General features: G+C 60.0%; 25 protein-coding genes. 16 read left to right on the plus strand and 9 right to left on the minus strand.

Annotated elements, in window-relative coordinates:
- The first annotated feature begins 52 nt into the window (after nucleotides 1-52).
- The 4 genes from M2367_RS15310 to hemN all read left to right on the plus strand — a co-directional run bounded on the left by M2367_RS15310 (nucleotide 53) and on the right by hemN (nucleotide 3,892).
- Nucleotides 53-670: a cytochrome c gene (locus M2367_RS15310; RefSeq protein WP_042039922.1), complete on the plus strand. Its 618-nt coding sequence runs from the start codon at nucleotides 53-55 to the stop codon at nucleotides 668-670.
- Between the two features lie 802 nt (nucleotides 671-1,472).
- Nucleotides 1,473-2,039 carry a Der GTPase-activating protein YihI gene (gene yihI, locus M2367_RS15315; protein ID WP_042039923.1) on the plus strand — a complete coding sequence of 189 codons (567 nt, stop codon included), beginning with the start codon at nucleotides 1,473-1,475 and terminating at the stop codon, nucleotides 2,037-2,039.
- A gap of 11 nt (nucleotides 2,040-2,050) precedes the next feature.
- Complete coding sequence (locus M2367_RS15320; protein WP_259237198.1) at nucleotides 2,051-2,491, plus strand: DUF2489 domain-containing protein; 441 nt, start codon at nucleotides 2,051-2,053, stop codon at nucleotides 2,489-2,491.
- A gap of 27 nt (nucleotides 2,492-2,518) precedes the next feature.
- A complete protein-coding gene (gene hemN, locus M2367_RS15325; protein WP_259237181.1) occupies nucleotides 2,519-3,892 on the plus strand; it encodes an oxygen-independent coproporphyrinogen III oxidase in 1,374 nt (457 codons plus the stop codon).
- A 90-nt stretch (nucleotides 3,893-3,982) separates the two neighbouring features.
- On the opposite strand, the gene add is transcribed toward hemN, so the two are convergent.
- Together add and asnA are read right to left on the minus strand one after the other, a co-directional pair.
- Nucleotides 3,983-4,984, minus strand: a complete 1,002-nt coding sequence (gene add / locus M2367_RS15330) for an adenosine deaminase (protein WP_259237182.1) — start codon at nucleotides 4,982-4,984, stop codon at nucleotides 3,983-3,985.
- A gap of 505 nt (nucleotides 4,985-5,489) precedes the next feature.
- The gene (asnA, locus tag M2367_RS15335) at nucleotides 5,490-6,482 is read right to left on the minus strand and encodes an aspartate--ammonia ligase (RefSeq protein WP_259237183.1); all 993 of its coding nucleotides are present in this window, start codon (nucleotides 6,480-6,482) and stop codon (nucleotides 5,490-5,492) included.
- 155 nt (nucleotides 6,483-6,637) lie between these two features.
- Here asnA and asnC point away from each other — a divergent pair, with 155 nt between their 5' ends.
- Nucleotides 6,638-7,099: a transcriptional regulator AsnC gene (gene asnC / locus M2367_RS15340; RefSeq protein ID WP_042039927.1), complete on the plus strand. Its 462-nt coding sequence runs from the start codon at nucleotides 6,638-6,640 to the stop codon at nucleotides 7,097-7,099.
- A 136-nt stretch (nucleotides 7,100-7,235) separates the two neighbouring features.
- On the opposite strand, the gene M2367_RS15345 is transcribed toward asnC, so the two are convergent.
- On the minus strand, nucleotides 7,236-8,000 hold the full coding sequence (locus M2367_RS15345; RefSeq protein ID WP_224431752.1) for an ABC transporter substrate-binding protein: 765 nt from the start codon (nucleotides 7,998-8,000) through the stop codon (nucleotides 7,236-7,238).
- A 100-nt stretch (nucleotides 8,001-8,100) separates the two neighbouring features.
- A complete protein-coding gene (locus M2367_RS15350; RefSeq protein ID WP_042039929.1) occupies nucleotides 8,101-8,505 on the minus strand; it encodes a CBS domain-containing protein in 405 nt (134 codons plus the stop codon).
- A gap of 180 nt (nucleotides 8,506-8,685) precedes the next feature.
- On the opposite strand from M2367_RS15350, the gene M2367_RS15355 reads away from it, so the two are divergent.
- Entirely contained in the window at nucleotides 8,686-9,390 is a 705-nt protein-coding gene (locus tag M2367_RS15355; RefSeq protein WP_259237184.1) for an SDR family oxidoreductase, read from the plus strand.
- Here the strand turns inward: M2367_RS15355 and M2367_RS15360 are convergent.
- A complete protein-coding gene (locus M2367_RS15360) occupies nucleotides 9,316-9,846 on the minus strand; it encodes a 2-amino-4-hydroxy-6-hydroxymethyldihydropteridine diphosphokinase (protein WP_042039930.1) in 531 nt (176 codons plus the stop codon). The two genes, M2367_RS15355 and M2367_RS15360, sit on opposite strands and share 75 nt — an antisense overlap.
- 127 nt (nucleotides 9,847-9,973) lie before the next feature.
- On the opposite strand from M2367_RS15360, the gene M2367_RS15365 reads away from it, so the two are divergent.
- The 4 genes from M2367_RS15365 (at nucleotide 9,974) to M2367_RS15380 (ending at nucleotide 13,365) form a co-directional block, all read left to right on the plus strand.
- Nucleotides 9,974-10,066 (plus strand): YnhF family membrane protein, encoded by a 93-nt coding sequence (locus M2367_RS15365; protein WP_157013853.1) that lies wholly within the window; start codon nucleotides 9,974-9,976, stop codon nucleotides 10,064-10,066.
- Nucleotides 10,067-10,163: 97 nt separating this feature from the next.
- Nucleotides 10,164-11,564 carry a HAMP domain-containing sensor histidine kinase gene (locus M2367_RS15370; RefSeq protein WP_259237185.1) on the plus strand — a complete coding sequence of 467 codons (1,401 nt, stop codon included), beginning with the start codon at nucleotides 10,164-10,166 and terminating at the stop codon, nucleotides 11,562-11,564.
- Nucleotides 11,565-11,569: 5 nt separating this feature from the next.
- The gene (locus M2367_RS15375) at nucleotides 11,570-12,088 is read left to right on the plus strand and encodes a hypothetical protein (protein ID WP_198135211.1); all 519 of its coding nucleotides are present in this window, start codon (nucleotides 11,570-11,572) and stop codon (nucleotides 12,086-12,088) included.
- Nucleotides 12,085-13,365 (plus strand): sigma 54-interacting transcriptional regulator, encoded by a 1,281-nt coding sequence (locus M2367_RS15380; protein WP_042039932.1) that lies wholly within the window; start codon nucleotides 12,085-12,087, stop codon nucleotides 13,363-13,365. Before M2367_RS15375 ends, M2367_RS15380 begins: the two co-directional genes overlap by 4 nt.
- 113 nt (nucleotides 13,366-13,478) lie before the next feature.
- On the opposite strand, the gene M2367_RS15385 is transcribed toward M2367_RS15380, so the two are convergent.
- The gene (locus M2367_RS15385; protein WP_259237186.1) at nucleotides 13,479-13,964 is read right to left on the minus strand and encodes a DUF1097 domain-containing protein; all 486 of its coding nucleotides are present in this window, start codon (nucleotides 13,962-13,964) and stop codon (nucleotides 13,479-13,481) included.
- A gap of 393 nt (nucleotides 13,965-14,357) precedes the next feature.
- Between M2367_RS15385 and msrP the strand changes: the two genes are divergently transcribed.
- Nucleotides 14,358-15,368, plus strand: coding sequence for a protein-methionine-sulfoxide reductase catalytic subunit MsrP (gene msrP, locus M2367_RS15390; protein WP_259237187.1), 1,011 nt, complete (start codon nucleotides 14,358-14,360; stop codon nucleotides 15,366-15,368).
- Between the two features lie 58 nt (nucleotides 15,369-15,426).
- Nucleotides 15,427-16,089, plus strand: coding sequence for a protein-methionine-sulfoxide reductase heme-binding subunit MsrQ (gene msrQ / locus M2367_RS15395; protein ID WP_224431758.1), 663 nt, complete (start codon nucleotides 15,427-15,429; stop codon nucleotides 16,087-16,089).
- Nucleotides 16,090-16,134: 45 nt separating this feature from the next.
- On the opposite strand, the gene M2367_RS15400 is transcribed toward msrQ, so the two are convergent.
- On the minus strand, nucleotides 16,135-16,395 hold the full coding sequence (locus M2367_RS15400) for a PepSY domain-containing protein (RefSeq protein ID WP_042039936.1): 261 nt from the start codon (nucleotides 16,393-16,395) through the stop codon (nucleotides 16,135-16,137).
- Between the two features lie 63 nt (nucleotides 16,396-16,458).
- Between M2367_RS15400 and M2367_RS15405 the strand changes: the two genes are divergently transcribed.
- The 4 genes from M2367_RS15405 (at nucleotide 16,459) to M2367_RS15420 (ending at nucleotide 19,468) form a co-directional block, all read left to right on the plus strand.
- On the plus strand, nucleotides 16,459-16,785 hold the full coding sequence (locus M2367_RS15405; protein ID WP_224431760.1) for a PepSY domain-containing protein: 327 nt from the start codon (nucleotides 16,459-16,461) through the stop codon (nucleotides 16,783-16,785).
- Nucleotides 16,786-16,812: 27 nt separating this feature from the next.
- The gene (locus M2367_RS15410) at nucleotides 16,813-17,469 is read left to right on the plus strand and encodes a response regulator transcription factor (RefSeq protein WP_005897690.1); all 657 of its coding nucleotides are present in this window, start codon (nucleotides 16,813-16,815) and stop codon (nucleotides 17,467-17,469) included.
- A gap of 55 nt (nucleotides 17,470-17,524) precedes the next feature.
- On the plus strand, nucleotides 17,525-18,874 hold the full coding sequence (locus M2367_RS15415) for a sensor histidine kinase (RefSeq protein WP_259237188.1): 1,350 nt from the start codon (nucleotides 17,525-17,527) through the stop codon (nucleotides 18,872-18,874).
- A gap of 132 nt (nucleotides 18,875-19,006) precedes the next feature.
- Nucleotides 19,007-19,468, plus strand: a complete 462-nt coding sequence (locus M2367_RS15420; protein ID WP_042039939.1) for a hypothetical protein — start codon at nucleotides 19,007-19,009, stop codon at nucleotides 19,466-19,468.
- Between the two features lie 265 nt (nucleotides 19,469-19,733).
- Here the strand turns inward: M2367_RS15420 and torA are convergent, their stop codons facing one another.
- Both torA and M2367_RS15430 read right to left on the minus strand, forming a co-directional pair.
- Nucleotides 19,734-22,214: a trimethylamine-N-oxide reductase TorA gene (gene torA, locus M2367_RS15425; RefSeq protein WP_224431761.1), complete on the minus strand. Its 2,481-nt coding sequence runs from the start codon at nucleotides 22,212-22,214 to the stop codon at nucleotides 19,734-19,736.
- Between the two features lie 22 nt (nucleotides 22,215-22,236).
- Entirely contained in the window at nucleotides 22,237-23,367 is a 1,131-nt protein-coding gene (locus M2367_RS15430) for a NapC/NirT family cytochrome c (RefSeq protein ID WP_042039941.1), read from the minus strand.
- Nucleotides 23,368-23,569 lie beyond the last annotated feature (202 nt).

Here is a 23,569-nt window from a genome sequence, read left to right on the forward strand (position 1 = left end):
ATGCCTTCAGCGGCATGGGATCGGAAGCCTAATAACGAGAAGTTGGAACGCCATGAAGAACCTAGTCATTACTCTTGCTCTGATGGTTGGCGTAACGGGGATGGCACAAGCCACAGGCGATGCCGCTGCGGGACAAACCAAGTCGGCGGTCTGCGCTGCATGTCATGGACCGGACGGAAACAGCCCGGCTGATATTTACCCCAAGCTCACTGGCCAGCACGCATCATATATTAAAAAACAATTAGTGGAACTGAAGGCTGCCGCTTCTGGTAACACGGGTCGCGCTTCTCCCATCATGGGAGCCATGGCTTTGCCTCTGTCAGAGCAGGATATGGACGACCTGGCCGCCTACTTCTCCAGCCAACAAATTACACCGGTTGCCGTTCCTGATGAGGTCGTTGCCGCAGGCAAGGCGCTCTATATGGGCGGTGACATGAGTCGCGGTCTGCCTGCTTGTTCTTCTTGTCATGGCCCCCGTGGTGCCGGTGTAGAGCAGGCGAAGTACCCCAGCCTGTCCGGTCAACATCCGGCTTACATCAAGGCGCAGCTGGAAGGCTTCCGTGCCGCCACCCGCGACAATGATCCCAATGGCATGATGCGAGACATCGCCAAGAAGCTGACGGACAAGGACATCGAGATTTTGTCCAAATATGTGCCAGGGTTGCACTAACTGGCGCGCGACAGAATCTTTGCTGTGATTGCATCAGCGCAACAAACAGGGAGCCCTTGGGCTCCCTGTTTTGTTTTCGGTGGCTTTGACCAGCTTCCCTGTGCGAGATCCACCATTTCCCTCGGTGGCCCAAGCTGAAAAAATTGCATTAAATAAAATAAAGTTATTATTTTTTAATTGGTTATTCATTGCCTATGCAGTTTGGCCCCTTCCCTTGAGACTGAGCTCAGATTGAGCCAGTCATCGAACTTGGTAAAGTGGTGACAAGGAAACGGCCCAAGGATTGGGTCAAGGCTTCACCCAGGGAGTGGTGAGGGCAGGACGCCGGGAATGGCAGGGTGCCAGGCAAGGGAGTGAAAGATCAGGATGGTGACCTCTCGGGAAGAGAGGGTGATGCGGGACGCAACCACCTTGACGCGTTACAGGCGAGTAGAGCGTCGAGTCAAGCAAGCACACGCATATTCATGAACGATCAATAAGGTCAGGATGACCATAAAAAGATATGAAGCGAGGCGTCAGGGAAGGGCGACATCGACAGGAATAGGACTCGCACAAGCATATCGGGGCAGCTTCGGCTGCCTTTTTTCTATTGGATGATTAACCCGGGCCGACATTTTGTGTCAAAATACCAGCAACATGCCCAGAGGATACCGATCCTGCGGTGTTCAGCTGCCTTGCGAGGCACAAATGATGCTGGATCCTGTGCTCGTCCTCATTATTCACTGTCAGCATCCTATCCCGCCAGACGCCCCAAGTGTCTTGTGACGGGTTTTATATATTCAGCAATGTCCCGGAGTCATTCATGTCTGCCAAACAACCCACTCGCAAACCCACCGGTAAGCGCAAAGAATCAGATACCAGCGCCCTGGAAGGCCGCGAGCGTAAACGTGCTGCCAAGCGCAAAGGCTTGAAGGCAGGGACTCGCCAGCAGGTTGCCGAGCCCAAAAACAGTGGCAACAAACAGGCGCAGGATCCCCGTCTGGGCTCCCGCAAGCCGGTCGTCTTGATTGTGGATGACAAACAGAGCAAGCCGAAGCCAGCCAAAGCCCCCAGAGAGAAGATCCTCAAGCTGACTCCCGAGCAGGAGCTGGCCGCCATCGAGAACGACGATCGCCTCAACGACTTCCTCGATCGTCTGGATGAGGGTGAGACCCTGAGCGCCGCCGATCAGGCTTGGGTCGATCAGCGGGTCGATCGTTATCAGGAACTGATGGACGAACTCGGCATCATAGATGACGAGGATGAGGAGGAGCCGGCGATCATGGATGACTTCGAAGAGGCCCAGGCCCCGGCGACCGAAGAAGATCTGTGGGATCGCTTCAACAAGGCCGACTATCAGCCACAACCCGTTGAGCCCAAGAAGAAGTGAGCACGGCGCTGATACTGGCTACCCTGGCGGGTAGCCTTATTTTACTGGGTTTGGCCATCTATGCGGGCATGCTGCTGGCCCGGGTGCGTCGTCAGGGCGAGCTACAGGCAAGGGCCATTCGCGAGCGCAACGAGCGCATCCTCGACAGCGTGCGGCTCATCGCCCATGCGGTGCGTGATGGCCAGTGTGACTATTCGGAAGGGGCCATACGACTGACCAACCTGCTCAATGCCCTGCAGATCAAAGAGGGACGAGCCTTCGCCGAGGAGTTCCCCGGTTTGTACGATCTGTACGAGAAGGTGAAGGATATGCCGACCCATGAGGCCCGCAAGGCGTTCAAGCGCAACGAGATCATGAAGATGGATCTGGAGCGCAGCGGCTACGAGGTTGAATTGGAGGCGCAGATCCTCAAGGATGTCGCCCTGTTGAAGGATTTCCAGCTGGGTCACTGATCCCGGCCAACCCATGAGGAAACAAGTGTGCGAGTCGAACCCCTAGTGTGGGATCAGGCGCTGATCGAGAAATACAATCACAGCGGCCCCCGTTATACCTCCTATCCCACCGCCCTGGAGTTCAACGAAACGTTCGGTTATCCGGACTTCGTGCACGCCGCAGGCCAGTATCCCGATCGCAACCTCTCCCTCTACGTGCACATCCCCTTCTGCCACAAGCTCTGCTACTACTGCGGCTGCAACAAGGTGATCACTCGTCATCAGCACAAGGCCGATCAGTATCTCGATTATCTGGAGCGGGAAATTGCCGCCCAGGCTCCGCTGTTTGCCGGCCGTACCGTGACCCAGCTCCATTGGGGCGGCGGCACACCCACCTATCTGGACGAGGCCCAGAGCCGACGTCTGATGGCCATGCTGCGCACCCATTTTCACTTCGCAGACGCTGGCGAAATCAGCATCGAAGTGGATCCGCGCGAGATTGAGCTGCATATGCTGGATGTACTGCGGGAGCTGGGCTTTAACCGCATCAGCCTGGGGGTACAGGACTTCAACAAGCAGGTGCAGCGGGCGGTCAACCGCGAGCAGGACAACGACTTCATCCGCGCCATGCTGGAGCGGGCCCGTGAACTGGGTTTCCGCTCAACCAACCTCGATCTCATCTATGGTCTGCCCCATCAGGATCGCGCCAGCTTCCACCACACCCTGGAGGAGGTGCTGAAAACGGATCCGGCCCGGCTCTCCATCTTCAACTATGCCCACCTGCCGAGCCGGTTTGCCGCCCAGCACAAGCTGAAAGAGGCGGACATGCCGGCGCCTCGGGAGAAGCTGGCCATGTTGCAAGACACCATCTCCTTCCTGACCGGTCAGGGTTATCAGTTCATCGGCATGGATCACTTCGCCAAACCTGATGACGAGTTGGCGGTGGCCCAGCGAGCGGGCAGGCTGCATCGCAACTTCCAGGGCTACACCACCCAGGGGGATTGCGACCTGCTGGGGCTGGGGGTCTCCTCGATCAGCATGATGGGGGGTGCCTACTCCCAGAATCAGAAGGATCTCAAGGCCTATTACGCCCAGGTTGAAGCGCGAGGGCATGCCCAGTGGAAAGGCTGCGCGCTCAAGCCCGATGACCTTATCCGCCGGGAGGTGATCAAGCGGCTCATCTGCGATTTCTCTCTGGAGTTTGCCGCCGTCGAGCAGGCCCATGACCTGGTCTTCAACACGTACTTTGCGGAAGATCTCAAGCTGCTGCAGACCTTCGTCGATGATGGTCTGGTGCGATTGACCGACACCGGCCTGGAGGTGATCGGCACGGGTCAACTGCTCATTCGCAACATCTGCATGTGCTTCGATGTCTATCTGCGCAATGCGGCGCGGGCTCAGCAGTTCTCCCGGGTGATCTGACCCGGCTGCGAGCGGCTGGCCAAGCAATAAAAAACCGCCATACAGGCGGTTTTTTATTGCTGCTGAATCGAGCCTCGGCTTGATGAGGCGTCAGCGAGCGACGGCACTGGCGGCCAGTGCGGCTTTTTCCTGCTTGCTAAGGAAGGCGAGCTTGAGGCCATTTTCCTGGGCGGTGCGTATCTGGCTGGCGGTGAGACCGGCCGCCGGGGCCGCTACCTCGTATTCATGACGCAGCTCTATGCCTTCCACCGCAGGATCGTCGGTATTGAGGCAGGCGAGCACACCATGGTCCAGGAACTGACGAATGGGGTGGCTCTGCAGGCTCTCGACCGTACTGGTCTGCAGGTTGGAGGTGAGGCAGGACTCGATGCCGATGCCGTGCTCGGCCAGATAGTCCATCAAGCGGGGATCCTGCACCGCCTTGACCCCGTGGCCGATACGAGTCGCACCGAGGTCGCGGATCGCCTGCCACATGCTCTCGGGGCCCGCCGCCTCGCCGGCATGGACGGTGACCTGCAAACCGGCATCACGCACCCGGCGAAAATGGTCGGTAAAGAGCTCGCCAGGGAAGCCGAGCTCATCACCGGCCAGATCGATGGCGACCAGCTGGTTGCTGTGCGCCAGGCAGGCTTCCAGTTCGCGGCGGCACTGCTCGGTGCCAAAGGTGCGGCTCATGATACCGATGAGCTTGGCCTTGACGCCAAAGTCGCGGCAGCCCGCCTGGACGCCGTCTATCACCGCCTCAACCACCCCTTGGGGATCCAGCTTGTGGGCCATGGCCATGTAAGCGGGACTGAAGCGCAGCTCGGCGTAGTCGATACCGGCGCGCAGCAGGTCTTCGGCATTTTCGTAAGCGACCCGGCGACAGGCGTCATAATCTGCCAGCACGGCCACCCCCCAATCAAGCTTCTTCAGAAAGGCGACCAGGCTGGGCTCGTTCTCGACTATCTGCACATGGGGGCGCAGTGCCTCCAGCTCAAAGGCGGGCAGGGCGATGTTGTGCTGACGGCCGAGCTCGAGGATGGTCTGGGCCCGGATGTTGCCGTCCAGGTGACGATGGAGGTCGGTCAGGGGGAGGGATCTGTCAATCATGAGGGGTGCCTTCTTCGAGCCGATGATAGAGAAGCTAGTCATTTTAGGCAGGGATGACAAAAAAGATACCCTGTTTGAAATCAAAGGGGGTCGAATTGCCGCCGGGGTGGCGAGGGCGTGATGGTAAGCGTTTTTCTGGCAAGCCAGGTGATGCCGTCCAACAACCGGTTGCTGGCCGACAACCATGGTTGCGGGTGAGGAGGGCTGCCAGAGGCAGCTGAAGCCGCACTGCCAGTCTCCTCGAGCACTGCCCGGAGATAAGAAAAACCCGGCCATCAGGGCCGGGCGGGACTGCATGGCAGTGAAAATAATAGGAGGAATGTAGTGATGCGACCTGAGGTGGGTTGAGCGGGTCGCAGGGGCTGACCCCGGTTCGGCGTGGTTTACCAGCGCCTTACAGCATGTCCGACATGCGCTCTCTCATATCGGACTGCCACTCTCTTTGCCTCTGACTCGCCTGCTGCTTGGTGGCAACAAGCTGGCCAGCCGCAATACATGCACCTGCTTACAGCATGCCGGGGATGCCGGCCTTCATCTCGGCCGGCCAGACACCGACTTGTACCTGTCCTATGTGCTCTTTCTGCAGGAGCAACATGGCCAGACGGGATTGGCCAATACCGCCACCTATGGTTTGCGGCATGCGTTCTGCCAACAGATCCTGATGCCACTCATAACCCAGGCGATCTTCATCCCCCGTGATGGCGAGCTGGCGGCGCAGGGCCTCGGCGTCAACCCGGATCCCCATGGAGGAGATCTCGAAGCTGTCTTCCAGCACCGGGTTCCACACCAGGATGTCACCGTTCAGACCGGCCAGGCCCAGTTCGCTCTCGCTGCTCCAGTCGTCATAGTCCGGGGCACGTACATCGTGGCGCTCGCCGTGGGAGAGGGCGCCGCCAATACCCATCAGGAAGACGGCCCCCAGCTCCTTGGCGATGGCGCGCTCGCGCCCCTTGGCATCCAGATCCGGATAGCGGGCCAGCAGCGCTTCGCTGTGCAGGAACTGGATTTCGCCCGGCAGGAAGGGGGTCAGTTCATGTTCGGCGCAGACCGCCCGCTCGGTGGCCTTGATGGCGGTCCAGATGCCGCGCACCGTGTCTTGCAGGTAGGCGAGATCCCGACGCTCGCTCGGCATCACCTTCTCCCAGTCCCACTGATCCACGTAGACGGAGTGGATGGGCGTCAGGCGGTCTTCGTCCGGGCGCAGGGCCTTCATGTGGGTGTAGATGCCTTCACCCGGGGCGAAGCCGAAGCGGCCCAGGGTCTGGCGCTTCCACTTGGCCAGGGAGTGCACCACCTCGTAGCTGTGTTCAGGCAGGGTCTTCACCTTGACCTGCACCGCATTCTCACAGCCGGAGAGGTTGTCCTGAGTGCCATCGCCGACCCGGCTCAGGATGGGGGCTTGCACCTCCATCAGGCCCAGCTGCTGGGCGAGTTGGCGGGAGAACATCTCTTTGACGAAGCTAATCTGCTGCTGGCTGCGAATGTAGTGCTGTTTCATTGTGGTTTCCTGTCTCTGACTGCCGTGATGTGTGGCGATTCTTCAACAGAAGTGACACTTAATTCAATATTCGATAATGAAAATACCATTTATCTATTTTTATCATCAAAATAAGTGCTAGTTTAATGAGGTATCGACAATGAGAGAGCAAAAAAGTGCCAGAAAATTATCGGATCGATAATCTCGATCAGGCCATCCTCAGCGCTCTGATGGACAATGCCCGCATTCCTTACGCCGAGTTGGCCAAGCAACTCGCCGTCAGCCCCGGCACCATTCATGTGCGGGTGGAGAAGATGAAACAGGCGGGGATCATCGAAGGGACCCGGGTGCAGGTCAACGCCAAGCGGCTCGGCTATGACGTCTGCTGCTTTATCGGCATCAATCTCAAGAGTGCCAAGGACTATCCCTCGGCCCTGGCCAGATTGCAGGCCCTGGACGAGGTGGTCGAGGCCTATTACACCACGGGCAACTACAGCATCTTCATCAAGGTGATGACCCGCTCCATCGACGAGTTGCAGACGGTGCTGATCCACAAGATCCAGACCATAGACGAGATCCAGTCGACGGAAACCCTGATCTCGTTGCAGAACCCGATCCTGCGAGATGTGAAGCCCTGATGATTGCCCGCTCCGGTGCATGGGATGAGATCCATTTCCCATGGAAACCCTGATCTCGCTGCAGAACCCGATATTGGGAGACGTGAAGCCCTGAGCGATGGAACAAGGCCGCCGGCCGATAGCGGGTGGTGAGTGTTCAGGGCTCGAGATAGGGAATGCCGTACTTGGCGAACAGTGCCTGGAGCCGGCCATCCTGTTTCATCTGCAGTAGTTGGGCATCATAGGCCGCCATCAGGGCCTGGGTCTGGTCATCGGCCCGCGCCTTGCACCAGACGTGATAGTAGGGGCTGGCGTTGAGTGGTTGGGGCAAATAATCGACGCTCTCTTCCAGGTGCTCCTCCCGGATCTGACCAAAGGCGCTGACCAGGGACATGGGCACCAGATCGATCCGGCCGGCGACCAGCTTGCGCAACTGCAGCTGGTTGAGGGGGATCTCCTGAAAGTGGTACGCCGGATCATGTACGGCCGCACTGAGTTCAGGGGTGTAGGCATAATCCTTGGTGATACCGATGCGCCAGGGCTTGAGATCGCTCAGGACCCGATAGCGGATGCGATCCTTGTCCTGCTTGCGCACGAAGAAGTGCCAGCTGTGGCGGATATGGGCTTGCGTGGGGTAGAGCAGATAGCTATCTCGCTCCGCTTTGTAGGAGAGGCTCATCAAGAGATCATACTCACCCATCTTGGCGTTGCGGGTGAGCCGGGCGCCCGAATCGGTCAGTTCGATGCGAATAGGCACCTTGAGGGCGGTGAAGATCTCGGTCAACAACTCGACATCCATCCCCGCCGGTGTCTGTTGTGCATCCAGGTATTTGAGCGGCGGCTCCAGCATGCCACCAATGACCAGGGTCTTGGCGGGCAGGGCGAACGACAGTAATAGGCATAACAGAGACAAGGTCCGCAATCTGCTTCTCCAAAAGCCATCCATGGCGGTGCATCGACCGCGGCTGTCTAACAGAAGATCGACCGTCCCTGGCCAATCCTGAAATCAGGGACTCCTCTGACTAGGTCTGCTGGCAACCCTTGAGCTGCTGGTTGAGAGCCTGCATCACCTGGCGGCGACTGATGATGCCAATCACCTTGCCCTGTTCAACCACGGGATAAATACGCGGCTTGGCCCCGGTCATCTGGCGAGCGAGATCCAGTATGCTCTCATCCGGCCCGATGGACAGCGGCGTCTTGCTCATCATGTCCTGTACCTGGGTGCGGGTATCGCAATGGTAGGTCCCCGTCAGCAGGCTGGGGATGCAGTCCTGCTCGGACAAGAAGCCAACCAGTTGCTGTTTGTCGTCCAGCACCGGCAGGCCGCTCAGTCCCGAGGCGTGCAGACTGTCCAGGGCAGCGGCCAGCCCCTGCTGTGGTGTAAGGGAATGGCTCAGACGGCTCAGGTGATCGCGTACTTGTAACATATTGATTGCTCCACGGTTCTGGTTGGCTTCACTATGAGGGTGTCGCCATGATGATGCCAATGGGTGGTGCCGCAAGGATTGATAGACAATACCATTGGTGATGGATGCAAGATGCGATCGGCGGGGCAATTTCATGACAAGTTTGACACCCGTCTGGCCTGTGTATGGGAGGGAGAGACTATGCGTGCCTTGGTGACGGGAGTGGGCCGACGACTCGGCTTCTATCTGTGTGAGCAGTTGGTGGCCGCCGGTTGGCAGGTGACGGGACAGTACAGATCGGCGCGACCCGAGCTGGAAAGATTGCGCGCCCTCGGGGTTGAACTCATCCAGGCTGATTTCACCCGGACGAGGGAGGTCGCTGCCCTGGCTGCCGCTCTGGCGCATTGCCCGGATCTGGGGCTCATCATTCACAACGCCTCGGCGTTCGAGCCCCTGGCCGAAGATGCGGCCGGTCGGTTGGCCCAGCTCGATCGCTTCTATCAGGTGCACATGGCGGCACCTTTCGCGCTCAATCAGGCGCTGGCCCCCCGCTTGGCCAGCAACGATAACGCCAGCATCATCCAGATCACCGACATCTATATTCATGCGCCTCCCCCGCAGTTTGCCGGCTATGTCGCGACCAAGGCGGGGGCTCACTCCCTGGCCATGAGCCTGGCCAGAGAGTTGGCGCCACGGGTGCGGGTCAATACCATAGAACCGGGCCCCATCCTGTTTCTCGATGAGCATGGCGACGCCTGGCGTCAGCAGGTGCTGGCCAAAACACCCCTGGCACGGGAGGGGGGGCTGGAGCCTATCTGGCAGGCGGTGCAACTACTGCTGAGCAACACCTATATGACGGGGGCGAGCATCAAGGTGGATGGTGGCCGCTCCCTGGCCAGCCTCTGATTCCTGACTGAGGGTGACGGGACTCTGGCCCAGGTGCAGACCCCAAGGGGTGAGGGCCACTTTCTTCACATTCAGGGCCTGCTCGCCATAGAGTTCCGCCAGCAGGTCCTTGAGATAGGCGTCGACTTCTGCTGCGTGGAAGTCGTCATCCTCACGCATCGCCAGTATGTCGATATCGAGGGGCCTGTCATGCACCTTGCAGAGGGGATCGGAGCGATCCCGTCCGTGGGCCTGCTCCATGGCCACGAATTCCGCCTTCAGATGCTGAGGGCTGGCCTCGCTCTCGATCACGAACAGGCAGTTGAGGAAGTCATGGCATGAGTGCATGCCGACGGGTTTGGTCTGGATCACCGAACTGAGCTGCACACGCCGGAAGCGCTTCAGTAGTTCACCGAGTGCTTGACCGACATGGTGATCAGGCTCGAGATTGGATCCTATGCTACACAGATAGAACATGCCGCGATTCCTTGCGTTAGGGCTCATCTGAAATGGTTACTTGGCTCACGTTAATCCCCTTAACTATGCATTAACATCGGCCAGGTATGTTGTGATCGGGCTCTGATTGAGCAACTAAGGAGGGGTTATGAGTATAGAAATGAAGTGGGCTTTGCTGACGGCGAGCGGTGCCTTGGCCATGGTATTTGTCATCAGTACCATCGCCGTGCTCTTCGTCTGATCGGGTTAGAGACGATCAAACCGGCCATTGGGCCGGTTTTGTTTTTTGCACGACTGCGGATATGCTTGCCAACCCAATAATGAGCTGAGAGAACAAGATGACACGGGTAAGGCCGCGCTCACTGTTACAAGTCGTCCTGATGGGCTTCGTGCTGGTGCTGATGCCACTTGGCGGCATGATCTGGCATGACAGCCGCGCCCTCGAACACCTGAGTCAGCTCACCAGTGTTGAGATGGAGCGGGCTGTCCGCGATACCCGGCGCGCCACCTTGCTCACCAATCTGGCGGTCGATCTGGAGCGTACCCTGCGTCGCTATGCTGTGCTGGGGGACAACCGCATTCTTGCCAGCTATCAGCAACAACTGACCCACTATCGTGAACTGCTTGCCGAACACCAGATCTCCATCCCCAATGCTCCCGTCTATGGCCAGCTGGGGGAGCTGCTCGGCTGGCTCGACAGCCTGCAGGATCTGACCCGGGCCAAGGTGGAGTCGACCAGTATCCGCTTCGAGGAGCTCGACCAGGTCAGCACTGAGCTGGAGGTGACGACCCGCAGCCAGGTTGATGAACATCTGCTCAGGGTGCGGCTCGCCATCGATGAGTTGATGAAGGAGATCTGGTGGGTCAGCGGCCTGGTCGCCTTATTGAGTCTTTTGTTGATCCTGCTGTTCACTTATCTGATCATTCACCCTGTCCGTCAGATAGAGTCGCGTATTCTCAGTCTTGGCGCCGGCATAGAGCCGGATAAGCAGCCGGTGGACGGCCCGGCCGAGCTAGTTGTCCTGGGGGAGCGCATCCTCTGGCTGCACGACAAATTGAAGGAGCTTGAGCAGCAGAAGTATCAGTTCCTGCGCCATGTTTCCCACGAACTCAAGACGCCACTGGCGGTATTGCGGGAGGGGGCGGATCTGCTCTCGGAGCAGCTGGTGGGACCGCTCAATCCGGATCAGCAGGAGATCTGCCAGATGCTGGAGCAGAACAGCCGCCGCCTGCAGACCCTGATTGAACGGCTGCTCGACTTCAACCGCTTGAGTCAGCAAGAGGAGTTCGAACGGGTGCCGGTGGCGCTCACGCCGCTGCTCACGGAGCTGTGTGCCGAGTACCGACTCGCCATCGAGTCCAAAGAGGTCAAGGTTCATCTGCCAGAGACGGATCTTGTCCTGCAAGCCGACCCTTACCGGCTGCGGCTGATCGTCGACAACCTCTTCTCCAACGCGGTCAGCTATGGCGCCCAGGGGGGGCAGATCTGGATCCGCTCCGGTCAGGCCGGGCAAGAGAGCTGGCTGGAGGTGGCCAATGAGGGCCACCCTATTCCTCAGGATGAGCGTGAACGTATTTTCGAACCCTTCGAGCAGGGCAGTATCGCTCGGCAGGGACTATTGAAAGGGTCTGGCATGGGGCTATCCATCGCCCGCGAGTCTGCCATCAGCCTCGGCGGCGAGCTGAGCCTGGTGGACGATGCCCAGGCCCCCGTCTGTTTCCGGTTGACGTTGAAGTGATACCTATGATCAAACCACTGATGTTTCCCGCCTTCCTGGCGACCATACTGACAGGCTGCGGTCTGTTGCCGCATCTGGAGCCCTCCTCGGTCACTGACACCGAGCTGGCGCAGCGGATGGAATTTGCCAACAAAGAGATGCAGGTGCGCCTGCAGTATTCTGACTGGCTGTTGGCCAGTCAGCCCCAGCAGCGCGAACAAGAGCGCGATCGCCTGAAGGGCCAACCCGATCTGGAGAGCCGTGTCAGCCTGGCCATGGTTAACAGCCACCCGGCAGAATCGGTGGCGAGCCGTCGCGCCGGGCTCGATGCCCTCAAGGGGCTACAACCGGAGCTTGGCCTGGATGCCCAGGCCTTCCTGCGTAGCTGGATAGCCCTGGGGGAACAGTTGCTGGAGCGGGACGGTCGGCGCGATAACCAGAGTCAGGAAGTGCAGCGACTCAAGCGCCAGATAGAGCAGTTGTCCGCTATCGATGAACAGCTCAACAAACGCAAGTATCAAGAGACGGACGGGACCCGGCCATGAGCCGCATCCTGCTGGTTGATGACGATAGCAGCCTGCTCAAGTTGATGAGTATGCGGCTGCGCAGCCAGGGCTATGAGGTGGATACCGCCGATAGTGCCGAGGCGGCCCTCGATCGGCTGCGTCAGCAACGGGCCGATCTGGTGCTGAGCGATCTGCGCATGGGGGGAATGGATGGTCTGGCGCTGTTCGAGAAGATCCAGACCCAGTGGCTCGGCATGCCCGTTATCATCATGACGGCCCATGGCACCATTCCCGATGCCATTCAGGCGACCCGCTCCGGGGTGTTCAGTTTCCTCACCAAGCCCATCGACAAGGATGAGCTGCTGAGCACGATCGAGCATGCACTCAGCCTGACGAGGCCCAAGCAGAAGCGGGAGTGGCAGTCCCAGATCCTGACCCGCAATCCGCAGATGGAGCAGATCCTGATCCAGGCCAGCACCATCGCCACCATGGAGGTGCCCGTGCTGATCCTGGGTCCCTCAGGTTCCGGCAAGGGGTTGATGGCGCACACCCTGCATCAGGCCAGCGCCAGGCGCGAGCAGCCGCTCTATGCCATTAATTGCGCGGCCCTCTCCTGGGAGGCGCTGGATCAGGAGCTGTTCGGGGAGGATGGCCGCAGTGGCATATTCGCCCAGGCCAAGGGCGCGACCCTGTTTCTCGACGAGATAGGCAACCTGTCAGCCTCGCTGCAGGCCAAGCTGCTGCAAGTCTTGCAGGAGTACGGCCAGGGGACTGCCGAGGTGCGGGTATTGAGTGCCAGCCATCAGGACCTGGTGGCGGCCATGGATGAGGGGCGCTTTCGAGAGGATCTCTTCTATCGCCTCAACGTGGCAAATATCACCCTGCCTCCCCTGTGCGCCCGCAGTGAAGACATTCCCCTGCTGGCCCGTCAGGCCCTGGATGGTTACAAGGCCCGCCACCCCGACTGTTTGGCGATGGGCTTCTCCCCCGAGGCGCTGGCCATGCTGGCCAGTGCAGCCTGGCCTGGCAACGTGCGCCAGCTATCCAGCCTGGTGGAGCAGCTGGCGAGCCTGTGCAGCAGCCCGGTGATAGGTGTTGTCATGGTGGAGTCTGCCTTGAGCGGCAGCAGTGGCGGCATCCCCTCCTTCAACGAGGCGCGCGCCGAGTTCGAGAAGGAGTATCTGATCCGCCTGCTGCGCACCACAGAGGGAAACGTCACCCTGGCCGCCAACATGGCGGGCCGCAATCGCACCGACTTTTACAAACTGCTCAGTCGTCACGCCATCGAGGCGGCGAATTTCAAGCCCAAGAGCTAGGGGGGAGGTGACGTTGACCCGCAGTGGCGCGGGTCAGCCGGGTGATGGCACGCCGCTGGCAAGGGAGGTTCTTGCGCCGGCCGAGGGTGATTCGACGGGGGGATGAGGCGGATTCAGGCTGAGGAGCTCATCTTGGTGCCCGGTTTTGCCATGGGGCGACTGCGGGCGGAGAGCCAGAGGCCGCTCGCCTTCATCAGGTAACCGAAGAGGGCACCGATGACGAGGGAGGGTAATATCAACCGCCAGTCACCCGCGGCGCCAAAAGCGGCACAGCAGCCGGCAAAGGTGCCGGGTATGTAAGAGAGCCAGTGCTGCTTGGCTTGCATGCACATCAGGGTGGCGACCACCCCCGTCATCAGATAACCGGCCAGACCGGCTCCCCACCAGGACTCCCCATGGATCAGCAACAGGCCCCACAACATGCCGCTGGCATTGCAGAGCAGGGTCTGGCCGAGGGCCCGCAGGCCGCCCTTGGAGGCGAAGTAGCTGGTACAGCCGAGAAAACCGACCCAGGAAATCAAACCCAGCGCCACGGCCAACCAGCCCCAGAGGGCGGAGAGGATGCCCGTGGTAAGGGCAATGGCAATCAATGGAGACATGGCGACGACCCCTATCTTGGTGGAAAGGGCGCGAGGATACGCCTGCGCAAAGAAGCGGCAAGTTGGTGCTGAGGGAGCTGTGATCGCCATCACATTATGCCCGGCAGGAATACGCTTGCGCTCGCGAAAAGTTCACTGGCTGGCCTCGAGGGTGTGCACCATAGTTATGGGCCCCGTCGCCTTGAAGGAGTGAGTCTCATGTCGTCAAACGTTCTGGTTCCCCTGCTGATCTTCATCATGTTGTTTCTGGTTGGCACCATGTGCAAGGCGCTGCCTTACTACCAATAGCCTCGCGCAGTTTGACCCAGGCGGCCATTTATTGACGGAAGATGAAATGGATCCTGATCCGGCGCGGTCTTATCAATAACACCATATTCTGTGCGGGAGCCCTTCATGCTGATCAAATCCACGTCTTCCCATCACCCGACCGAAAGTGACCTCACCCCCGAGTCCGTGTATCAGGATCGACGGCTTATTCTTAAAGGCTTGGGGCTAGGCGCAGCGGGCCTGGGTGCCAGCCTGGCTTTTCCCGCCCAGGCGAGCTTGCTCGATCTCTTCAAAGAGAAAGCGCCATCGATACCAGAAGGCAAGCCGCTCAAGGTGACGCCGGCCGCGCGCCCGGAAGGTCTGGTCTTGACGCCCTATGACAAGGCGACCACTCACAACAACTTCTATGAGCTGGGGACTGACAAAGGGGATCCGGCTCGCAATGCCCACTACCTCAAGCCGGAACCCTGGACGCTCAAGGTCGGTGGTGAGGTAGATAAGCCTTTCACCCTGGATGTCTGGGACATGATCAACAAGGGGCCTCTCGAGGAGCGTATCTATCGGCTGCGCTGTGTCGAGGCCTGGTCCATGGTATTGCCCTGGACCGGCATCTCTTTGGCCTCTCTTATCAAGCAGGCCGCACCCAACAGCCGCGCCAAATTCGTCGCCTTCGAGACCCTTTATGATCCCAAGCAGCTGCCGGGGCAGGGCTCTTCGTTGGGAGGCGGCATCGATTATCCCTATGTGGAAGGGCTGCGCATCGACGAAGCCATGCACCCCCTCGCTTTCCTGGCGGTCGGCCTCTATGGCAAGACGCTGCCGGGCCAGAATGGTGCGCCCATTCGCCTGGTGGTGCCCTGGAAATACGGCTTCAAGAGCATCAAGAGCATCGTCTCCATCAAGCTGGTGGAGGAGATGCCGCCGACCACCTGGAACCTGCTGGCATCGAATGAATATGGCTTCTATGCCAACGTCAATCCTCAGGTCGATCACCCGCGCTGGAGCCAGGCCAGCGAGCGCTTCATAGGTGAGGGCGGCATCTTCGGTGCCAAGCGCCAGCCGACGCTGATGTTCAACGGCTATGGCGACGAGGTGGCTTCCCTCTATCAAGGCATGGACCTGCGCAAATGGTACTGATCCCCGCAGTGTCGCAGGCAAAATGGCCGCACTCTTTCCATGATGGAGGTTTCTCCCTATGACCCTGAGGATCACCAATACCCAGGCAAACCGGCTGCGCTGGCTGGTGCACACAGCCGCGTTCGCCTTTCTGCTCTGGCTCGGTTATGCCGTACCCGCCGGCCTGCTCGGTGGCGATCCCGTGCAGGGGCTGACCCACTACTTGGGCAAAGGAGCCTTGCATCTGCTGTTGTTGACTCTGCTGGTGTCACCGCTCGCCAAACGCTTCCGGTTGGGGCAGCTGATGCGGCTGCGCCGTCCCCTCGGCCTCTGGTGCTTCACCTGGGCGCTGCTGCACTTCATGGTCTGGTTGGGACTGGACCTGCAGTTCGACTGGCGACTGATAGGGGGGGAACTGGTCAAGCGCAACTACATCGTGGTCGGGGCCATCGCTCTGCTGCTGTTGCTGCTGCTCAGCATCACCTCGATCCCGCGGTTGCTGCGCGCCATGGGGCCGAGTTGGCAGAGGCTGCATAACTGGATCTACGGGGTAGCCCTGCTGGTACCCGTGCACTACTGGTGGTCGGTCAAGAGCGGTTGGGTTGAGCCCGCCATCTATCTGCTGGTGGCGCTGGCGCTGCTCTGGCCTCGGCGAGATAAATTGCTCAAACCCTGGCGCTCCCGTCAGGCAGGCACTGGCCGGGCAGAGGGACGAGACAAGATGAATGCAAAAGAGGCCTGATGGCCTCTTTCTGATGGAGGGACTCAGGAAAATGGTGTTGGGGGATTAATCCTGCTCCTGGCTGAGCAGTTTGCCGCTATGGGCATCCACCACCAGATGCACCCTGCGTTGATCCTTGTCCAGGGTATCGACCTCAAAACGGTCTGCATTGAGCTCGACTTCCCGGATATCGTGGTACCCTTGCGCCACTAGCAGCCGTATGAGTTCGGCCATGTCGAGCCGTGTTTGCGCAGCCCCCGCCCAGAGCGGAGAAAGGCTGGCCAGCAGGCCGCAGATGGGCAGAACAGTGCGCGGGATCATATTCATTCCGGATTCATGGCTGGCAGACTATAACCGCAATTATGTTAGGTTTCTGGAGATGAATCACCCATGAATAGAGCCCTGGGTCTGCTTGCCCTGTTGCTGCCCCTGCTTGCCCATGGTGAGCCGAGCGAGGCACAGTTGCAGCAGGCGGTCAGCGAGGGACGGGTGAAACCCTTCCATGAGGTGATGGCTGCCGCGGCTCACTTGCCGGGGCGGGTATTGCGGGTTGATTTGACCGAGCAACAGGGCGTCTGGCTCTACGAACTCAAGCTGATCGACCATGAAAATAGCGTCATCAAGGTCGGCTATCGCGCCGATAATCTGGAAATGGTGTGGCTCAAGGGCCATCATCTCGAACATCTCTTTCTTCCGCCGGCCCCTGCCGCCGAGTGATCTTGCCCTCTTTCACTGGACCCATTCATGCGCATTCTGATCGTTGAAGATGAAAAGACCCTGGCCAACCAGCTGGCTGAGCAACTGCGCCAGTCCGGCTTTGTCACCGACCTCTGCCATGATGGCAACGAGGCGGGCTTTCTCGGGGAAACCGAGCCCTATGACGCCATCATTCTGGATCTCGGTCTGCCGGGTCGTGATGGGTTGAGCATTCTCAAGGAGTGGCGCAGCAAAGAGGTGGTGACCCCGGTGCTGGTGCTGACCGCTCGCGGCCAGTTGCACGAGAAGATAGAAGGGCTCAACGCCGGGGCCGATGACTATCTCACCAAGCCCTTCCAGGTTGCCGAGCTGGTGGCCAGGGTGCATGCCTTGGTGCGCCGCGCCGCGGGCAATGCCAGCTCCATCCTGGAGATCGGTGGCGTGCGTCTGGATATGGCCGCTTCACAGGTCTGGTATGAGGGCACGCCCATCAAGCTGACGGCCCATGAGTTCCGGGTGCTGGGTTATCTGATGCAGCATAAGGGCAAGGTGGTATCGCGCAGCGAGCTCATCGATCATATCTATGCTCAGGACTTTGACCGCGACTCCAATACGGTGGAGGTCTTCATCGGCCGCATTCGCAAGAAGACCCATGCCGACTTGATTGAGACGGTGCGCGGTCTCGGTTACCGGATCAACGAATGATGCCGAGCGGGGTTCTTTCTTCACGGCCGCGTTTCTTCACCAGACGGGAGAGGGGATGAGTCTGGTGCGTACCCTGCGGGGCAGATTGGTGGTCATCGCCCTCATCTGGTGCGGGCTCTTCCTCTCGGCCACCGGCTTTAGCCTGCAGACCATGATGCGCAACTATTGGCAGGAGGCCGAGGCCGACAGCCTGAGGTTGCAACTCTACGATCTGCTGGCACGGATTGAGGTGCAGCAGGGAGGGTTGCCTGCCGTCACCGAACCCATGGCGGATCCCCGCTACCGGCAGCCTTATTCCGGCTACTACTGGCAGCTGGAGCTGGGGGAGCAGATCGTCAGCCGCTCCCGCTCGCTCTGGGATGTCAACCTCAAGAGCCACCACCTCAAGTCAGCCTTTGGCGATCCGGATCTCTTTGTTGGGAAGGGCCCCAATCAGGAACCTTTGCTGATCATGACCCGCAACGTGCTGCTGCCGGGCTCCGACAAGGTGTTCACCCTGGTGATGGCCAAGGACAGTACGGCCCTGACCCAGACGCTGCACAAGACTCGTATCGGCCTGTTTCTCGGTCTGGGGTTTGCCGCTGCCGGGCTTCTGCTCGGCTTTGCCTTCCAGATAGTTTACGGTCTGCGCCCGTTGCACTTGCTGCGCCGCGAGCTGGTGCGGGTGCATCAGGGCCATCAGGAGGGGTTCAGGCAGCGTTATCCCCTGGAGATCCAGCCCCTGGTCGAGGACATCAACCGCTTGCTGCATCACTATGGTGAACTGCTGCAGCGTGCCAGGGCCCATACGGGCAACCTGGCCCACGCCCTCAAGACGCCGCTCAGCATCATGCGCAATCAGCTCTCCCAGTTGCCGCCAGAGGAGCAAGGGGGTATTCAGGAGCAGCTCGACCAGATCCAGCGCCATATCGACTATCACCTCGGCAAGGCGCGGGTGACCGGGGCGTCCAAGGTGCTGGGAGTCTCGACCCCGGTGCGTGCCCGGGTGGAATATATCTGCCGCGCCTTCTCTCGCCTCTATCCGGGGCGCACCCTGGATCTGCAGGTGCCTGCCAATCTGGCAGTGGGAGTGGAAGAGCAGGATTTCGATGAGATGGTCGGCAACTTGTTGGAGAATGCCTACAAGTGGTCGGCGGGGCAGTTACGAGTCTCCAGCGCCGAGCTGGGGGGCTGGATCAGCCTGCGCATCGAGGACGACGGCCCCGGCATGACAGAAGATCAGATAACCCGCGCCGTGCTGCGCGGAGTGCGGCTGGACGAGAAGGTGCCCGGCTCCGGGCTCGGCCTCAATATAGTGTCCGATCTGGCTGAGGCCTATCGTGGCAGCCTCATCATGGGCCGTGCCGAGCTGGGGGGGCTGGCGGCTTCCCTCTCGCTGCCCAAGGTGGCACGGGTCGACGGTTAGTCACCTCACCCCTGACACATCACGGGTTCATCCCCTTTATCCATGCCCGAAGCGGGCCCTGTCAGCCTGAGTGGCGAGGGGACCGGGTCGGGTTTACCATGTGGCATCTATGAATGCCTGAGGAAGAGATTCATGACCGACGATCCATGGGCACTGTGCCATCTTGATGATTCGTTCGATGCCTCGTTGCTGGGCCGGAAGGGAGCCCAGATCCAGTGGTTTGAAGATCGAGGCCACCTGATCGAGTTCCTGCTGGAGGACTTTATCGACCTGCTGGCCGATGCGGGCGAGCTGGAGGAGGATCAGACCGAGAGCGCCCGCGAGCGCTTCACCCTGCTGGTGGAGCAGAACCCGGATAACCGGAGTCTGATCGATGCCATCAACGATCTGGCCAGCGGCCTGCGCCGCATCGCCTGGCTGGGGCCGCTCTCCGAGCTGGCCGAGATCAGCGATGACTTTGCCAGCGGGCTGCGCGCCTACTTCTGGACCCAGTATGATGGTGACGAAGATGACCCCGAGGCCTGGGTACCGGAAGAGCTCTGGCCCCAGCTAGTGGAATGCGCGGAAGAGTACATGGTGGAAGGGGACTTCTAAGTTTCATCTGGCCACTCACGTTTAGTGGAATGCGCGGAAGAGTACATGGTGGAAGGAGACTTCTAAGTTTCATCTGGCCAGTGTCTCTGGCCACTCACGTTCGTGGAGTGCGCGGAAGAGTACATGGTGGAAGGGGATTTCTAAGTCATCCTGCCAGCACTTCGGGTCACCGTCAGCGAGTTGAGAGGGGCTGCCGCGTGTCACGGTTCACAATAGAAAACGGCGCCTTGATGGCGCCGTTTGTGTTGGTAGATCAAGTCAGAACTCAGGCGTTGGCTGGCACGGCATGGGCGGTATTGGCTGGCGCGGTGCCGACAAACTTCTCTATCTGCAATTGAGCCATATGACCACAGTTGCCCTGGGCCAGGCTCGACGAGCCTTCATCGAAGGTGAGGCAGTTGACGTTGCCGTTCTTGCACAGGGCGCCAGCCTTGCCAGGTTCGGCCGGATCGAACCAGGCCCCTTCGCAGATGCGTACCACCCCGGGTCGCACATCCTTGGAGAGCAGGGCACCCACCAGGATCTGACCACGACCGTTGAAGGCGCGGACCAGGTCGCCATCCGCGATACCCCGGGCCTTGGCATCGTCCGGATGTATCATGATGGCCTCTCGATCGGCCACCGCGAACTTCTCGCGCAGCGGTGTGTTGTCGAGCTGGGAGTGCAGACGCTGAGTCGGGTGCGAGGTGTTGAGCGACAGCGGGTATTGAGCCGCTGTCGTGCCTTGCTTCCACTCCTTGGGCTCGAACCACTTGGGATGACCCGCACAGTCCGCATAGCCCATCTTGTCGATGGTATTGGAGAAGATCTCTATCTTGCCTGACGGGGTGCCGAGCGGGTTGAGCAGCGGGTTTTCGCGAAAATCGGCATGGCGGATCCACTGCTTGTTCGCCTCGGGGATGGGGAAGCGAACATAGTTGTTCGACTCCCAAAACATGCTGAAGGGTGGCAGTGCCACCTTGGCACCCCGGGCCTGGGCGGCCATGGCGTCATACATCTGCTTGAGCCAGAGGGTTTCGTCCTTGCCCTCGGTATAGGCCTCTTCCAGCCCCAGCTTGGCGGCAACGGCCCGGAAGATGTCGAAGTCGTTGCGCGACTCGTGCTGAGGCGGCACGCACTGGTGCATGGGGAAGACATAACGCTGGGAGTAGTCGCCTCCCATTTCCAGATCGTTGCGCTCATAGCTGGTGGTGACCGGCAGCACTATGTCGGCGTGCTTGGCGGTCGCTGTCCAGTAAGGTTCATGCACTATCACCGTCTGGGGTTTGCGCCATGCCTGCAGCAGGTTGTTGGTGTCCTGGTGGTGGTGGAAGGGGTTGCCACCGGCCACATAGACCAACTTGACGTCCGGGTAGGTGACCTTGCGACCGTTGAAATCGATGGTTTTGCCCGGGTTGGCAAGGCAGTCGGCGATGCGAGCCACCGGGATGGGCGCGGGGCTATTCTTGGGGGCTTCTCCGGCGGAGATGCCGGACAGTATGCCGCCCTTGGCGGTCGGGCTGCCCCCCGAGGAGTAGTGATAGCTGAAACCATACCCGCCACCGGGCAAGCCAATCTGGCCCAGCATGGCGGCCAGCGTGACCAGCATCCAGTTTGGCTGCTCGCCATGGTGCTGACGCTGCATGCCCCAGCCCGCCATGATCATGGTGCGCTTGGATGCCATGTCCAGGGCAAGCTGTGTGATCTGCTTGGCATCGACCCCGCAGATAGCCGCCGCCCACTCGGCGCTCTTGGGCTGGCCATCCGTCTTGCCAAGCAGGTAGTCGAGGAACTTGTCGAAGCCACTGCTGTAGCGATCGAGGAAGGCCTGATCGTGCTTCTTGGCGCTGTACAGGCTATGGGCCACCCCCAGCATCATGGCGACATCTGTGTAGGCATTGGGGGCCAGCCACTCGGCGCCGAGCAGCTTGGCGGTCTCGTTGTAGACGGGATCGATGGTGATGACCCGGGTGCCCTTCTCCTTGAGTGCCTTGAAGCCAGCCTGGCCTTCGTGATCCGGCATGTTCCAGCTGTTCTTCAGGGTGACCTGGGCATTGACCCCCCAGAGCACTACCAGCTCGGCATGCTCGACCACATTGGGCCAGGCAGTCTGTTGCTCGTACACCTCGATGGAGCCCATCACATGGGACATGATCACCTGGGCCGCCCCGGTGGAGTAGTCACCCGCGTAGCCGGTGAAGCCACCGGAGAGGTTCATCAGCCGGTGCAGCAGAGTGCGGCTGTTGTGGAACAGGCCCACACTCTTCCAGCCGTAGGAGCCGGCGTGGATGGCCTGGGGGCCGAATTCGCTCTGCACCCGCTTGATCTCGCCCGCGACCAGTTCGATGGCCTTATCCCAGCTCACCTTGACCCACTCATCGGCACCGCGCAGCTCGGGGCTGGCGCCGGGGCCATGTTCCAGCCAGCTCTTGCGGACCATGGGGGACTTGATGCGGTTCTTGGCATGAACCTGATAGGGGGCCATGTCGATCAGCTCGTTCGGGGCCGGATCATCGGCCACCGGCTGAACCCTGACCATGCGGCCATCTTCGACGATGGCTTCGAAGGCACCCCAGTGGGCCCCGGTCAAGATGCCTTTCTGGGCCGGGACCAGGGTGGTGAACTGATCGAGCGCCGTGCTGATGGCACTGGCCAGTGCCGTCTTGGGAAAGAGACCGCCGAGCAGGGGCAGGGCGGCGCAGGCCCCCAGGCCCTTGAGCAGGCGGCGGCGGGACAGGTTGGCGGTTGTATCGTTGAAAAGAGTCATAACAATTCCTTAGTGTCCTGCCTTAGAGGGCCGAATTCATGTCACTGGCATGTTTTTGCACGTATTGGGTCAACATGCGCGCCTGCTCGGGAGTGAGGGAGGTGCGGGGCTCCATGCCCTTGATGACGCCTATCCACTGGTTCGCATTGAAGTGATCCAGGGCGGTCAGGCCGTGGCAGCCGGTGCAGTTGGCGGACATCAGGGAGGAGGCGTACTGCCACAACTTGTCTTGATCGCCGATGAGCTGGCTCTGGTCGACCCAGGCGGTCAGCTTGACCTGGTGCCAGGTAAGATTGGTGCTGGCATCGGTCTCACTCTTTCCTGTGACCAGCTGTTGCTTGGCCTCATCACCGAGCAGGGCACTCAGGATGCGCTTGCCGGGAGCGGCGTAGAAGACGTCGGCGACGCCATCTTGCTGCCAGCCGGCGATCTCGACCTGGGCGCGGCCGTTGTCACTGCCGAGGATCTGCACCTGGGTCGAAGGCATCAGGTTGCCCTGATTGGCATCGCTCTTGGCATCCATGAACAGTGGCGTGGTCGCGATGGCGTAGCGGGTGGTGACATCAGCGGGAGTCTTGGCGGCAGCCTGAGCCAGTTCGCTCGCTCCGGCGGCAGCCAGACCGCTCATGTCCGGCATGATGTGAGCCACGCCCCTGTGACAATCGATGCAGGTCTGCCCCTCCTTGATGGCGACCGGGTGTTCGGCACGGGCGTTGGGGCGCTGGGCCAGGATGTCCATGGCCTCATAACTGTGGCAGCTGCGGCAGGTGGCCGAGTCGTTGGCCTTGAGTTCATCCCAGACGTGTTGAGCCATCAACAGCTTGCGTTCCTGATACTTTTCCGGAGTATCCAGGGTGCCGATCGCCTCGTGGTAAATGTCCTTCACGGCGCGGATCTTGGTCCACAGGTAAGAGGTAGGATCCCCCGGGATATGGCAATCCGCACACTCGGCGCGTATGCCCTTGCTGTTCTGGAAGTGGACGCTGCCCTGATACTCGGCCAGCGGCGTCTGCATCGAATGGCAGGAGACGCAGAATTCGGTCGAGCTGGTCTTGTGCAGTATGGTGGCGGTGACGCCCAGTGCCGCGACGCCCAGCAAGGCCCCGAGCAGCAGGAGCCAGAACCAGGTTTTCTTGAGAAGAGATCCAAGCATGGTGGCAGTTCCTAGGTTATTAATACCCATATGGTAGTAGTTTGGCCGATGTCAAAGCTTGACACCCATCATTGCAAAATCCAAAAAGTCGTTATTTTTCTGTTTCTTAATTCATAGCATAAAAGATTTTTGAATATTTTTCACAAATGAGTCCTGCTTTCCCTTCGCCTATCTGGACTCTGCGGCAAAGACTGCCAAATGG

The organism is Aeromonas sp. BIGb0445 (assembly GCF_024809075.1).
Classification (GTDB): Bacteria; Pseudomonadota; Gammaproteobacteria; order Enterobacterales; family Aeromonadaceae; genus Aeromonas; species Aeromonas rivuli.